This window comes from Streptococcus equinus, from assembly GCF_049393735.1.
Lineage (GTDB): Bacteria > Bacillota > Bacilli > Lactobacillales > Streptococcaceae > Streptococcus > Streptococcus equinus_G.
Genome location: NZ_CP185946.1, coordinates 938051 through 952231 on the forward strand (window position 1 = coordinate 938051; position 14181 = coordinate 952231).

Genomic DNA, 14181 nt, shown 5'->3' on the forward strand with positions numbered 1-14181 from the left:
TTCTCTTATAATGCATTTCTATTTTAGCATACATTGTAACTGTTTTCAATCTATCTTTAAAATGCTATAATAAAGTACACAACCTCTTTAAGGAGTTTCGTATGACTAACGAATTTATTAATTTTGATCTTATTTCTCGTGAGAAATGGAAAGAATTTCACCAGCAGACACATCCTCCTCTTACGGCAGAGGAACTTGAGTCCATTAAAAGTTTGAACGATAATATTAGTATTCAAGATGTTATTGAAGTCTATCTTCCGCTGATTAGTCTGATTCAAATTTACAAAAACTCACAAGAAAATTTATCTTTCTCTAAAGGGATTTTTCTAAAAAAAGAAGCTAGTAAACGACCTTTCATTATTGGTATTTCAGGCTCAGTTGCAGTTGGAAAATCAACAACAAGTCGTCTTTTACAACTTCTTTTAGCTAGAACATTTAAAGATAGTAAAGTTGAAATGGTCACAACTGATGGTTTCATCTATCCAAATGAAGTTCTGATTGAGAAAAATATTTTAGACCGCAAAGGTTTTCCTGAGAGCTATAATATGGAACTTCTCTTAAACTTTTTAGATACGGTCAAAAACGGAATGACTGCTCATATTCCAGTTTATTCACACGAAGTTTACGATATTATACCCGACCAAAAACAAACCATCGAAGCTCCAGACTTCTTAATCGTTGAAGGTATTAATGTTTTTCAAAATCAAAAAAACAAACGCATTTATATGACAGGATATTTCGATTTTTCAATTTACATCGATGCCGAAAACGATTTAATCGAAAGATGGTACTTAGAACGTTTTGACAGTCTACTAGAATTAGCTAAAACAGATAAAACAAACTACTATAATAGATTTGTCAAAATGTCTCATAACGATGCGATAGAATTTGCTAAAATGATTTGGAAAACAATCAACCTTGTAAACCTTGAAAAATACATTGAGCCAACTCGTAATAGAGCAGAGTTAATCTTACATAAGACCAACAATCACAGAATAGACCAAATTTACTTGAAAAAATGAGTAAATTTCACTGAAACGACGATTAAGACTTGCCAAATCGCAATAAATTCTATATAATAATGTAGTTAGATTAATTTGGAGGTGAAAACATTGGCAAATATTAAATCAGCTATCAAACGCGCTGAACTTAACGTTAAACAAAACGAAAAAAATTCAGCACAAAAATCAGCTATGCGTTCTGCTATCAAAGCATTTGAAGCTAACCCATCTGAAGAGCTTTTCCGTGCTGCTTCTGCAAGCATCGACAAAGCTGAATCAAAAGGTTTGATTCACAAAAACAAAGCTAGCCGCGATAAAGCACGTCTTGCTGCTAAATTGGCTAAATAATATCCAATGAAAACTCCAAATGGAGTTTTTCTTTTTAACAATGAACACTCTTACATGAAAAAGGCGCTGTAATCAGCGTCTTTTTTATTTACCAAAATTATGTCGATTAAAACGAACTTCAAAAATTGTTCCTTTTGGTTTGTTATCCTTAACTTGAATATCACCCTTCAAAGCATCAACAATCTGTTTTGCAAGAGACAAACCTAAACCAAAGCCACCTTGTTGTCGTGTTCTTGCTTTGTCAACGCGATAAAAGCGATCAAAAATCTTTCGCTTATCCGCATCACTAACACCAGGTCCGTTATCAGTAATAGTTAAAATTGTTTGACGTTCTGTTGTTTTAATGGTGAATTCAATAACACCATCATCACCAGTATATTTGATAGCATTATCAAATAAAATAGTCATTAGTTGTTTCAAAAGAGTCTTATCTGATTTTATCGGACGATTAACCAAGTTATGTGCAGTAAACTTTTTATTATTTTCGTGAGCAATCATCTGATAATTTTCAAAAATCTCGTTAAAGGTTGATGGATGAATCTCTTCCAATTCAACTTTCAAACCATCATCACGTCTAGCAAGATTCAAAAGATTTGTTGTCAGAATGCGCATATTTCGCACTTCATCAAGACTTGCAGCGATACTTTCGCTATTATCTAGAATTGTTGCGTCTGGACGTCTAAACAAGCTTTCAAGACGATTTTGCAAAACAGCTAACGGCGTTCTCAATTCATGACTGGCATTCTCAACAAAACGTTTCTGCTTCTCATAACTTTCAAGAATCGGTTTACGAGTCCAGTTAGCAAGATAAACACTTGCCAAAATCGAAATAATCCAAAAAATGGCCATAACTGTAATAGTGATTGTCGCATACCTCTCATTTGCTTCATCAAGTTGATGAACACTAATTAGAAAGGTTGCGTATTGAATCGTTGGATAATCACTGCTATAAACTCTGACAGTCAAAACATGATACTTTTCTGTTTGACCAAAAATCGTGGTCATTTTTTCTTCGCTTATTTCACCGATTTTATCATCATTAACACTCGTCGTTAGTGAACCAAATTGAATAAACGCATCTAAAGCATTAACAATTTTACCATTACAATCGTATAGAAGGACACTAACATTACTCAAGCCATCATTAGAACTTGGTTTATTTTTTCCCGACTCATTAATCGTATTATCTGATTGAATCGAATCACTTCTCTCCATCGTTCTCGTAACATAGTCACTGGCATTATTAGCAGCATTTTGTAACGTCGTGTCGACAGAAGAATATAAACCATATCTCATGATTTGCAGGATAATAAATGTCATAATGACGAAAATCCCTGTAAACACAGCAAAAAAATGGAAAAAGTGTGAAAAAGTCCCAGTCGATAATTTTTTCTGTATATTATTCAGCATCTTTCAATATGTAACCTACACTACGCAGTGTTTGAAGATTATTGGCAAAGCTAGTGCCTTTGAGTTTTTTACGAATTTTTGAAACATATACTTCAACAACTGAAATTGTTGTATCACTATCAAATCCCCAAATACGGTCAAAAATTTGTGATTTTGGCAAAATGACATTTTGGTTTTGTAAAAAGTAAACTAACAAATCGAACTCTTTACCTAGTAATTCAACCTTTTCACCATTAACTGTTGTTGTATTTGTTGAGGTATCTGCAGTTAATTCGTGATATGACAAAGTATTGTTATTAAATTTACCAGAACGTTTTAAAAGGGCTTGAATACGCATTTTAAGTTCTTCAAGATAAAATGGTTTTGTTAGGTAATCATCTGCACCTAATTCAAATCCGTGTCCTTTATCGTCGAGGCTTTCTTTTGCTGTCATAATCAAAACAGGTGTTGAAATACCCTTTTCACGTAATTCTTTAAGGACTTGAAAGCCATCTTTTTCTGGCAACATCAAATCGAGCAAAATAAGGTCATAAACCCCACTTTCTGCTTCATATAAGCCTTCTGCACCATCAAAAACTTGCATGACATCTGCAAAATCATCCAAAAAATCAAAAATTGAATTTGACAAGCTCAAGTCGTCTTCTACTAATAAAATTTTAATCATATATCTGCTCCCTTATTCACTTTATTATATCATGACTTATCTCTTAGGTCTAAGCATTTTACACAATTTATTAATAGAAAAAGGATACCTTAAAGAACTTAAGATATCCTAAAAAAAGCATCTGAGATGACCTCAAATGCTTTTAAATTTATATTATTTTACAGCTGCAAGAGCTTCTTCAACTGCGACTTTACTTGTGCTAATCAAATCAAGACGAGCAGAGATTTCTTTGATACCCATTGTGATATTACGGCTGATTGCCATATCATCAAGTTGTGGCTCAAAGAATGCTTTGTATTCATCAAGACGTTCGACTGTCTTGAATGAATTAGCTGGGTAGATAACAAATTTATCAAAGCTCATGTCACCACCAAGTGCTGCTTTAATCCAATCCCAGTTTTCACGTGCCCAAGTCCAGAATGCTCCTTGAGAGAATGGTTTGTCAAGGAATGGACGATACCAACTCATAGCAAGGTCTTGAGGTTTGACAACATCTTTATTTTTCAACTCAGCTAAGACACGTTCAACTGTTGCTTCAGATTTTGTATTTGACAAAGCTGAGGCTAACTGACGTTTGAAGTTTCCATCATTTGTCTTAACGTAAGTATCAAGATAAAGTGAGACTAATTCTTCAGTTTCAGCGTGTTTAATTTGGTTAGCTAGAACTGACATACGGATTGATGCTGGAATTGCTTCAATATTATCCTTGTGTTGATGGAAGATAGCTTCTGCTTTTGTTACTGCATCTTCATTATCAGCGTACAACATCAAAGAAATTGTATTTTGACGAACCATTTCATCTTCATCAGATTCACCAGTTTTTGGTTCAAATCCAAGACGATCATAGTTTTTTTGCATCAAATGACTAATCAATGCTTTGAATTGAGCTTGTGCTTGACTGCCTTCTTCTAAGAAGATATCTAAACCATCAACAACTTGTGAAATAGCTTCTGCAACTAGATAAGATGTTTCATCAGCAAGTTTAGTCAACAATGGTACTAGCTCAGCGTATGAAATTTCACCACTTTCAGCCAACAAACGACGTTCTTGGATGACTTGAAGTTTTGAAACAGTATCAAGTTCAGTTAGTTGGTCAAGAACTGTATTTAGCAACTCACCTTTATAATTAGTAATGTAATGTGCTGTGTTTTCAGTGTTTAGACGGAAAGCACCTTCATTAGCAGCAGCCAATTGACTGTAATTTGAAATTTCAAGACGTGCATCTGTAAGAATATCTGGCAAACCTTTCCAGTTGCTATTGAGTGGAATTGGCCAAATACGATTTTGGTCTACATTTTCACCGATGAAGAATTGTTTTTGACTAAGAACAAGTGTGTCATCAACAACTTCAGCTGTCACGACTGGGTAACCTGGTTGTTCCAACCATGCATCCATAAAGGCTGCGACATCTTTTCCAGAAGCTTCAGATAACGCATTCCACAAATCACGACCAATTGTATTTCCGTATTGGTGTTTTTCAAAGTAAATCTTAAGACCTGCACGGAAGTCATCATCACCTAACCAGCGACGAAGCATGTGCATCAAACGACTACCTTTAGCATAAACGATCGCTGGGTCAAACAATGTATTGATTTCATCTGGGTGTTTAACTTCAACGTGAACTGATTGAACACCATCAGTAGCATCGCGTTTAAGTGCCAATGGAAGTCCACCAGTTTGGAAATCTTCGAAAATATTCCATGATGGTTCGATAGCATCAACTGATACATATTCCATCATGTTAGCAAATGATTCATTTAACCATAGATCATCCCACCATTTCATTGTAACAAGGTTACCAAACCATTGGTGAGCCAACTCGTGAGCAACGACAAGAGCTACACTTTGACGGCTTTTAACAGTTGAATTTTCATCAACAAGAAGGTAAACTTCACGATATGTTACCAAGCCCCAGTTTTCCATAGCACCAGCTGAAAAGTCAGGAAGAGCTACATGATAAGACAAAGGAATAGGATATTTAACACCGAAGTATTCTTCGTAAAAGTCAATAACGCGAACAGCAATATCAAGTGAGAAATCAAGTGATTTAAGTGCGTGAGCTTTTGTTGAGAAGACACCAACTTCAGTACCATTTTTAGTTTTTGCTGTTTTTCCTTGCAAATCACCAAGTGCAAAGGCAAGCAAATAAGATGACATACGAGGCGTAGTATCAAACGTCCAAAGCCCTGTTTCTTGACGACGCTCAGCATCAACTTCTGGCATATTTGAAAGAACGATTTCACCCTCAGTTTGGTCAAATTTGATACTTAAATCAAAAGTAGCTTTGGCTTCTGGTTCATCAATACATGGGAATGCTTCACGCGCAAAGTGGCTTTCAAACTGTGTTGAAATAACTTCTTTTTTAACACCGTCCACTGTGTAATATGATGGGTAAATACCTGTCATATTATCAGTGATTTTACCAGAGAATTCAAGAACCAATGTCATTGTTCCAGTTTCTGGTAATTCAACGTGAACTGCTTCATTATCGTTATCAATCGTAAATTCAAGATTTTGATTGTCTAACAAAATTGATGCAATTGTCAAATCTTTTTGGTGGAATGAAATGGCATTATCCAAAGCCTCACCATTAATGGCAACATTTCCTGAAAAAGTTTTATCTTGACGATTGATATCAAGAAAAATATTGTAATTCTCAGGAACAAACTTTTCAATAAAATGTTCTACAGTTTTCATATAACTCCTTTAAAACGTAGAATGAGGACTTTCCTCATATCATCTAATCTCTAAAAATTTGAATCCGGTGACAGTCTCTATATCAGAGGGCAATATAATAGATATACAAGACCATCAAACTTCATCATTATATCACAAAATATGATATATGTCAGTTTAAAAAAACTAAAAAAAGAGAAGGAAATACCTTCTCTTAAAAGTCTTATAATTCGATGATTTTACCTGTTTTAAGGTAAACAACCCACTCGCAGAGGTTACGTGCATAATCACCGATACGTTCTAAATAAGTAATTACTTGAAGATATTCCTTACCAGCAAATACTGTATCAGGTTGTTGACGAATTGACTCAACAGCCATATTCTGGATTTCTTTAAAGTAGCTATCAATCACTTCATCTGAAGCAGCAACTTCATAAGCACGTTCTTCATCACCTGTTACGTAAACGTCCAACGCTTCTTCGACCATATTACGAACAGCTTTACCCATTTTTTTGATTTCAGCTTCTACTTCTGGAAGACGTTCTTCACCTTTAACACGAATAGTCGCTTTTGCAATTGATGCAGCGTGGTCACCCATGCGTTCAACGTCACTTGAAGCTTTCAAAACAGTAATTACAGTACGCAAGTCTTGTGAGACAGGTTGTTGTAAAGCAATGATTTCAAGAGATTTTTTCTCTAGCTTTGTTTCGAAATTATTGACAATTTCGTCGCCTTCAATAACTTCTTTTGCCAGTTCACGGTCATGACTGATAAAAGCACGGACAGTTTTATTGATTTGTGACAGCACTTCAGTTCCCATCGCATAGAACTGATTGTGCAATTTTTCTAATTCATCATCAAACTTTGATCTTAACATAATATCATCTCCCTTTTGAAGGTTCTCATCATTATCCAAATTTACCAGTGATGTAATCTTCGGTTTCTTTGCATTTAGGGTCCATAAACATTTCATGTGTTTTACCATATTCAATAAGTTTTCCATCTAGGAAGAAACCTGTACGATCTGAAATACGTGATGCCTGTTGCATTGAACGAGTAACAAGTAGCATCGTGTACTTATCTTTCAAACCATAAAGTGTGTCTTCAACTTTACCAGCTGAAATTGGATCAAGTGCTGACGTTGGCTCATCAAGCAAAATAATTTTTGGACTTGTCGCAAGAACACGAGCAACACAAACACGTTGTTGTTGACCACCTGATAAACCAAGTGCAGAATCATGCAAACGGTCTTTAACTTCATCCCAAATTGATGCACCGATTAAAGACTTTTCAACCGCTTCATCAAGTACTTGCTTGTCTTTGATTCCTTTTAGACGCAATCCATAAACAACATTTTCATAAATTGACATCGGAAACGGATTAGGTTGTTGAAATACCATTCCAATTTCTTTACGAAGTTCAACAGTGTCAGTTCGAGGGCTATAAATATTGTGTCCGTTGTACACAATTGACCCTGTTAAAGTTACTTCAGGATTCAAATCCCCCATACGGTTAATTGAGCGCAACAATGTTGATTTTCCTGAACCAGATGGTCCGATTAGAGCTGTAATTTCATTAGGATAGAAATCCATAGAGACATTATCAAGAGCTTTTTTCTTATTATAGTAAACAGATAAGTCTCTTACTTGTAAAATAGGTTCTGTCATGTTATGCCTTCCTAACCAAAATGTCCTGATACATAGTCGCTAGTTGATTGTAATTTAGCATTTTGGAAAATGTTGTTTGTCTTATCGTATTCAATCAAATCTCCCAAGTAAAAGAATGCTGTGTAATCACTAGCACGAGCAGCTTGTTGCATGTTGTGAGTCACGATGATAATTGTATAATCTTTTTTCAACTCAAACATTGTATCTTCTAACTGCATTGTCGCAACAGGGTCAAGTGCTGAGGCAGGTTCATCCATCAAAAGGATATCAGGTTTAACCGCAATAGCACGAGCAATACACAAACGTTGCTGTTGACCACCTGATAGCGTAAACGCAGATTTATGTAAATCATCTTTTACTTGATTCCATAGCGCAGCTTGTTTTAGAGAAGTTTCAACAATTTCATCTAAGAATTGTTTATCTTTGACACCTGCACGTTCATAGGCAAATGTGATATTTTTATAAATTGATTTAGCAAATGGATTTGGTCTTTGGAAAACCATTCCGATGTGCTTACGCATTTCGTATACATTAATGTTTTTAGCATTAACATCGATACCTTCATATAAGATTTGACCTGTTACTTTAGCGATATCGATGGTATCATTCATACGATTTAGGCTACGAAGGAAGGTTGATTTTCCGCATCCTGAAGGTCCGATAAGTGCAGTGATTTTATTTTTCTCAAACTGCATATCAATCCCTTTGATAGCTTCTTTTTGTCCATAATAAACATGAAGGTCTTTTGTAGAAAGTGCTAATTTTTCTTCAGGAAAAGTAATAATATGTCTTTCGTTCCAATTATATTTTGTCATCTCTTCTCCTTTATTTTGCTGATGTCAACTTAGCGTGAAGTTTTTTACCAATGTAGCGTGCTGAAAGGTTGAAAATCAAAATGAAAACTAATAGAACGGCAGCACTACCTTGAGAAACTTGGGTTGCATCAGGAATAGTTCCCTCACTATTAACTTTCCAAATATGAACAGCCAATGTTTCAGCTTGACGGAAAATAGAAATTGGACTTGTAACACTTAGTGGATTCCAGTTTCCCCAGTCAAGAGCTGGTGCTGACTGACCAGCTGTATAAATAAGCGCAGCTGCTTCACCAAAGATACGACCTGATGCTAGGACGATACCAGTGACGATACTTGGCAGTGCTTCTGGAATAACCACGTGAACAACTGTTTCCCAGCGTGACAATCCAAGAGCAAGTCCAGCTTCACGTTGTGTATGGTGAACATTACGAAGTCCATCTTCAACATTACGTGTCATCTGTGGCAAGTTAAATACAGTAAGTGCTAATGCACCTGAAAGGATTGAGAATCCATATTGGAACTGAACAACAAAGATAAGATAACCAAACAAACCAACAACTACAGATGGCAAAGATGAAAGAATCTCGATACAAGTTCTAACAAAGTTTGTTAAGCGCCCTTTTTTCGCATATTCAGATAGATAAATTCCTGCCCCCATTGAAAGTGGAATAGAAATGACTAATGTGATCACCAAAAGAAAGAGGGAATTATACAATTGAATTCCGATACCACCACCAGCTTCATAAGATGATGATTTTCCAGTCAAGAACGACCAATTAACATGTGGTAATCCATTAACCAAGATATATAGTAGTAATGATGCCAAAATTGCAACAATGATTCCAGCGATTGTGTAGAGAATTCCTGTTGCCAACTTATCAAATTTCTTAGCGTGCATAGTTTCTCTTTCTTTCTCTTGTAATAAATTTAACGAGCATGTTAAATCCTAAACTCATAATGAGCAAGACTAATGCTAGTGACCAAAGAACATTATTTTGAACAGTTCCCATAACTGTATTACCAATTCCCATTGTAAGAACTGATGTTAGGGTTGCAGCTGGAGTTGTTAGAGAAGTTGGTACAACTGCTGAGTTACCAACAACCATTTGAATAGCTAAGGCTTCACCAAAAGCACGTGCCATACCGAAAATAACAGCGGTAAAAATACCTGGTCTTGCGGCGTTTAGAATAACACGCCAAATTGTTTGCCAACGAGTGGCACCCATAGCTAAGCTTGCTTCTTTATAATGTCTTGGTACTGCTTTTAAACTATCAATTGTCATGAAAGTCACGGTTGGCAAAATCATGACAAATAACACACAGACACCAGATAAAATACCAAAACCAGTTCCACCAAAGATTGAACGAGTGAATGGTACGATAACCTGCAAACCAATGAATCCATAAACAACAGATGGAATACCTGTCAATAATTCAATAGCTGGTTGTAAAATTTTGGCTCCATATTTTGGAGAAATTTCTGTCATAAATACTGCTGCACCAATAGCAATAGGTGTTGCTATCAAGGCAGACAAAATAGTTACAATAAATGATCCTAAAATCATTGGTAAAGCACCAAATGATCCTGAACTTGGATCCCATTTACTTCCAAATAGGAATGTGATTGGATTAACACCATCGACAAAGAAAGTTGATAATCCCTTTTGAGCAACGAAGATTAAAATCATTGCTACAATGAAAACAATAAGTACTAAACAAAAGAATGTAATGCTTTTTCCAAATTTCTCAAGACGAGAATTCTTCGAAGGCGTCGTTAACTGTTTTTCAAGATCTTGATTTCTCATAGCATCTCCTTTATTTCGTTGTAACTGTGCCATCAGCTGCTTTTGTAACACGCATATCATTAACTGAAATATAGCCCATATGCTCAACAATACCTTTTTGAACTTTATCACTCATAACAAAATTCAAAAATTCTTTAGTCAAGCCAGTTGCTTTACCTTTGGTATACATATGTTCGTACGCCCAAAGTGGCCAATTATTTGTTGTTACATTTTTAGCTGTTGGTTTGTACCCGTTTAAACGAATTGTTTTAACAGAAGTATCAACGTAAGCAAAAGCAAGATAAGAAATAGCTCCTGGTGTTTGCGAAACGATTGACTTAACCATACCATTTGAATCTTGTTCCTGACTTTGGACAGCTGAATCACCTTTCATGATGATGCTATCAAATGTCGCACGCGAACCTGAACTTGCAGCACGGTTAATGATTGAGATAGCTAAATCTGGCCCTCCAACTTCTTTCCAATTGGTAATTTCACCGGTAAAAATCTGGTGAAGTTGGTCTGTTGTCAAATTGTTAACTGAAACTTTTTTGTTAACAATCACAGCAAGTCCTGCCACAGCTACTTGATGGTCAACTAGCTTGTCAGCATCAATTCCTTCTTTTTCCTCAGCGAAAACATCGCTATTACCAATTTGTACAGCCCCTGATTGAACTTGTGACAGACCTGTACCAGATCCACCGCCTTGAACATTGACTGTCTTTCCAACATTTGTCGAACCAAATTCATCCGCGGCAGCTTCAACCAAAGGTTGTAAAGCTGTCGATCCGACACTAGTAATCGACTGCCCTTTGTCAATCCAACTTGCACAGCCAGATAGAGCAAAAGTAACTGAAGTAACTAGCAATAAAAAGCTAATAATTTTCATTTTTTTCATTTGCGATTCCTACTTCTTTTGAAAATAAAAAGTAAATTCTATGAAGTATTAGAAATACCTCACAAGGAAATAGTAACACATCACAGAAACCTTGAAAAGTGCTTTTCTACCTATATAAGGTAAAAATTGTACCTGTAACAGTTCACGGATTAAAGCGAAGACCTTTTGGAAAATAATTTTTCAAAATATTTCCAGTAACTTTTGCAAAACCTATTCCATTGCCATTTATAGAAATTAAATACCAGCCATTTTTGTACTTCTCATTCAAGTTTATGACATTTCCAGTGACATAAACCTTGAACTGTTCTATATCAATTTCTACAGACTGTACTACTTCTTTTGGAGAAAGTACCAAGCCTAAAGCAAACGAAGGCTCAAAACGATTTTTCTTAAATGTTCCAAGATGGAGTCCATTTCGAGCAATTTTTAATTTTTTCAGATCTGGCAGACCTTCTGGCAATAAATACAAATTATCACCAAACGTTTGCAAGAGTCCTTTCAGCTCAACCTTAATATGTTTTTTTGCAAAATCTTGCCATAATGACAACCGATCTTTTGTTAAATTAGACTTAACTGGCTTAACTTTTGAACGAGAAACTTCTCTTGTATCATGCAATTTAGCAACGAATTGTCCTTCGCCTTTAAAACGATGCGGATACATACGAGCAACTTCTGGCATATCAATTCCCTCAGCCATGCCATTAACTTTTTCGATAGGAACAAGTTCTAAGTTATCATAAGTTGACAATAGCCATTTAACAACACCTTCATTTTCTTCAGGCGACCAAGTACAAGTTGAATAAACTAATGTTCCTCCAGGCGCTAGCATTTTCATGGCTTCTTCCAAAATTTCTTTTTGGAGACTCGCACATTCTGCTGGGTAACCTTCATGCCAGTACTGAGTCGCTTGAGGGTCCTTACGGAACATTCCTTCTCCAGAACATGGACCATCAAAAACAATCAAGTCAAAGTATTCTTTGAAAACTTTAGCTAACTTACCAGAACTTTCATTAGTTACCACAACATTTCTAGCACCAAATCGTTCAATATTTTCAACCAAAATTTTACTACGTTTGCTTGAAATTTCATTGCTGACAAGCACACCAGTATTATTCATATAACTGAGAAGGTGAGTAGATTTTCCACCCGGCGCTGCTGCTAAATCAAGCACTCGCATGTTTTCTTTTGGTGATGCGACTTGGGCAACCATCTGTGCAGCTGGTTCTTGAGAATAAACAAGACCCGAAACGTGCTCAGCTGATTTTCCAGAAACTTTTCCGTAGTGCCCCCAAAGAGTATTTGGAATTGGTGAGTCAAACTCTTGTTGAGCATTTTTTAGAGGATTTACACGAAATCCAGAGACCGCTTCTTCATCAAATGTAGCAAAGAAATCATCTGCTTCTTGACCAAGAAGATTACGATATTTTTCAATAAACTTATCAGGTAATTTCATAACTCTATGATATCAATTTCACATATGATTTACAACTTTCAACTAGCCTTAAAAACCTTTAAATAAAGAAAAAAGTAGCTATAAAAACTACTTTTACCCTAACTTTATCTCATCGTCACGAACTCTTCTGCTCCTGTTGGATGGATGGCTACCGTACTATCAAAATCCTCCTTAGTTGCCCCCATTTTTATGGCGACTGCAAATCCTTGAATCATTTCATCAACACCGTATCCAATTCCATGAAGTCCGATGATTTTTTCTTCTTTGCCAAGGGTTACTAATTTCATCTTACTTGGCTGACGGTGGTTGCCTAAAGCAGTATACATCGGAGTAAAACTTGAACGATAAACTTTTACGTTATCGGCACCGTATTTCTCAATAGCTTTTTCTTCCGAATAACCAATTGAACCTATTGCTGGATGACTAAAAATAACTGTTGGCACATTATGATAATCGAGCTTCGCATTTGGCTTATTGTTAAAAAGTCTTTCAGATAGTTGACGTCCAGCTTTAACAGCAACTGGAGTTAATTCCAATTTACCATTGACATCACCCAAAGCATAAATACCTTCAACTGAAGTATTCTCATATGCGTCAGTTTCAATAAAACCATCATCAGTTAGTGTAACACCTGTCTTTTCGAGTCCAAAACCAGAAGCATTGGCTTTGCGTCCAATTGCCCAAATAATAGCATCGACCGTGTGCGACTTACCATTTTCTAAAACTAATGTAAGTGAGTCATCAGCGTTTTTAATAACTTCTTTTGGAATAGAGTAAGTGTGCAGACACGGACCATCTTCAACCATCATATTCACAAGAACATCAACGATTTCTTTATCAAACTTACGAAGTGGTCGGTCTTTTCGAACAAATAAATCTGTCTGTGAACCAAGAGCGTGTAAAACTCCAGCAAGTTCAACAGCAATATAACCTGCTCCAACAACAGCAGTGCGTTTTGGAAGCTCATCCAACTCAAAAAAGCCATCCGAAACCATGCCATACTCAGCACCTGGAATATCTGGATAGACAGCGTGACCACCAGTTGCAACTAAGATATGTGGAGCGGTGTAATATTGTCCAGCCGCCTCAACCGTGTGTGCGTCAACAAAACGAGCATACTCATAAACACGTTCAACACCATTACTATCAAATCCACGTTCATAAGAAGCATGAATCCGATTAATATAGCGTTGTCGATTTTCTTTCAATTTTTTAAAATCAAAAGTTGTATTTTCAACTTGAAAACCGTACTCTTCAGCATACGTATCCAGCGTTTCGGAAACTTGAGCACCGTACCACATTACTTTTTTAGGAACACATCCTAAGTTCACACAAGTCCCACCAACTTGCTTTGCCTCAAAAAGAATAACTTTTGCGCCATGCATAGCAGCTCGATTTGCTGAAGCGATACCTCCAGAACCACCACCAATCACAATATAATCGTATTGTTTAATTTCCATAAAAT

At 36.1% G+C, this 14181-nt stretch carries 13 protein-coding genes; 2 read left to right on the forward strand and 11 right to left on the reverse strand.

What is annotated here, in order from left to right:
• Positions 1-101 precede the first annotated feature (101 nt).
• The gene (gene coaA / locus ACNTMY_RS04670; RefSeq protein WP_423216835.1) at positions 102-1022 is read left to right on the forward strand and encodes a type I pantothenate kinase; all 921 of its coding nucleotides are present in this window, start codon (positions 102-104) and stop codon (positions 1020-1022) included.
• Between the two features lie 75 nt (positions 1023-1097).
• Positions 1098-1349 (forward strand): 30S ribosomal protein S20, encoded by a 252-nt coding sequence (gene rpsT, locus ACNTMY_RS04675; protein ID WP_004231769.1) that lies wholly within the window; start codon positions 1098-1100, stop codon positions 1347-1349.
• 84 nt (positions 1350-1433) lie between these two features.
• Here the strand turns inward: rpsT and ACNTMY_RS04680 are convergent, their stop codons facing one another.
• The 11 genes from ACNTMY_RS04680 to gorA all read right to left on the reverse strand — a co-directional run bounded on the left by ACNTMY_RS04680 (position 1434) and on the right by gorA (position 14176).
• On the reverse strand, positions 1434-2759 hold the full coding sequence (locus ACNTMY_RS04680; protein WP_423216836.1) for a sensor histidine kinase: 1326 nt from the start codon (positions 2757-2759) through the stop codon (positions 1434-1436).
• Positions 2749-3423 (reverse strand): response regulator transcription factor, encoded by a 675-nt coding sequence (locus ACNTMY_RS04685; protein WP_024344055.1) that lies wholly within the window; start codon positions 3421-3423, stop codon positions 2749-2751. Before ACNTMY_RS04685 ends, ACNTMY_RS04680 begins: the two co-directional genes overlap by 11 nt.
• Positions 3424-3576: 153 nt before the next feature.
• Entirely contained in the window at positions 3577-6120 is a 2544-nt protein-coding gene (locus tag ACNTMY_RS04690) for a M1 family metallopeptidase (protein ID WP_423216837.1), read from the reverse strand.
• A 202-nt stretch (positions 6121-6322) separates the two neighbouring features.
• On the reverse strand, positions 6323-6976 hold the full coding sequence (phoU, locus tag ACNTMY_RS04695) for a phosphate signaling complex protein PhoU (RefSeq protein ID WP_423216838.1): 654 nt from the start codon (positions 6974-6976) through the stop codon (positions 6323-6325).
• A gap of 31 nt (positions 6977-7007) precedes the next feature.
• Positions 7008-7766 (reverse strand): phosphate ABC transporter ATP-binding protein PstB, encoded by a 759-nt coding sequence (gene pstB / locus ACNTMY_RS04700; RefSeq protein ID WP_423216839.1) that lies wholly within the window; start codon positions 7764-7766, stop codon positions 7008-7010.
• 11 nt (positions 7767-7777) lie between these two features.
• Complete coding sequence (gene pstB, locus ACNTMY_RS04705; RefSeq protein ID WP_134775268.1) at positions 7778-8581, reverse strand: phosphate ABC transporter ATP-binding protein PstB; 804 nt, start codon at positions 8579-8581, stop codon at positions 7778-7780.
• A 10-nt stretch (positions 8582-8591) separates the two neighbouring features.
• Complete coding sequence (pstA, locus tag ACNTMY_RS04710) at positions 8592-9479, reverse strand: phosphate ABC transporter permease PstA (protein ID WP_134775269.1); 888 nt, start codon at positions 9477-9479, stop codon at positions 8592-8594.
• A complete protein-coding gene (pstC, locus tag ACNTMY_RS04715; protein WP_134775270.1) occupies positions 9469-10386 on the reverse strand; it encodes a phosphate ABC transporter permease subunit PstC in 918 nt (305 codons plus the stop codon). The genes pstA and pstC overlap by 11 nt, the downstream gene beginning before the upstream one ends.
• Positions 10387-10396: 10 nt before the next feature.
• The gene (locus ACNTMY_RS04720) at positions 10397-11263 is read right to left on the reverse strand and encodes a phosphate ABC transporter substrate-binding protein PstS family protein (protein ID WP_423216840.1); all 867 of its coding nucleotides are present in this window, start codon (positions 11261-11263) and stop codon (positions 10397-10399) included.
• A gap of 142 nt (positions 11264-11405) precedes the next feature.
• Positions 11406-12716: an RsmF rRNA methyltransferase first C-terminal domain-containing protein gene (locus ACNTMY_RS04725; RefSeq protein WP_423216841.1), complete on the reverse strand. Its 1311-nt coding sequence runs from the start codon at positions 12714-12716 to the stop codon at positions 11406-11408.
• Between the two features lie 104 nt (positions 12717-12820).
• A complete protein-coding gene (gene gorA, locus ACNTMY_RS04730; protein WP_423216842.1) occupies positions 12821-14176 on the reverse strand; it encodes a glutathione-disulfide reductase in 1356 nt (451 codons plus the stop codon).
• Between the last annotated feature and the right edge of the window lie 5 nt (positions 14177-14181).

Bases quoted from the DNA above. Each gene is read 5' to 3' on its own strand.
- coaA (WP_423216835.1), top strand. From the start codon at position 102: ATGACTAACGAATTTATTAATTTTGATCTTATTTCTCGTGAGAAATGG.
- ACNTMY_RS04680 (WP_423216836.1), bottom strand. From the start codon at position 2,759: ATGCTGAATAATATACAGAAAAAATTATCGACTGGGACTTTTTCACAC.
- ACNTMY_RS04685 (WP_024344055.1), bottom strand. From the start codon at position 3,423: ATGATTAAAATTTTATTAGTAGAAGACGACTTGAGCTTGTCAAATTCA.
- ACNTMY_RS04690 (WP_423216837.1), bottom strand. From the start codon at position 6,120: ATGAAAACTGTAGAACATTTTATTGAAAAGTTTGTTCCTGAGAATTAC.
- phoU (WP_423216838.1), bottom strand. From the start codon at position 6,976: ATGTTAAGATCAAAGTTTGATGATGAATTAGAAAAATTGCACAATCAG.
- pstB (WP_423216839.1), bottom strand. From the start codon at position 7,766: ATGACAGAACCTATTTTACAAGTAAGAGACTTATCTGTTTACTATAAT.
- pstB (WP_134775268.1), bottom strand. From the start codon at position 8,581: ATGACAAAATATAATTGGAACGAAAGACATATTATTACTTTTCCTGAA.
- pstA (WP_134775269.1), bottom strand. From the start codon at position 9,479: ATGCACGCTAAGAAATTTGATAAGTTGGCAACAGGAATTCTCTACACA.
- pstC (WP_134775270.1), bottom strand. From the start codon at position 10,386: ATGAGAAATCAAGATCTTGAAAAACAGTTAACGACGCCTTCGAAGAAT.
- ACNTMY_RS04720 (WP_423216840.1), bottom strand. From the start codon at position 11,263: ATGAAAAAAATGAAAATTATTAGCTTTTTATTGCTAGTTACTTCAGTT.
- ACNTMY_RS04725 (WP_423216841.1), bottom strand. From the start codon at position 12,716: ATGAAATTACCTGATAAGTTTATTGAAAAATATCGTAATCTTCTTGGT.
- gorA (WP_423216842.1), bottom strand. From the start codon at position 14,176: ATGGAAATTAAACAATACGATTATATTGTGATTGGTGGTGGTTCTGGA.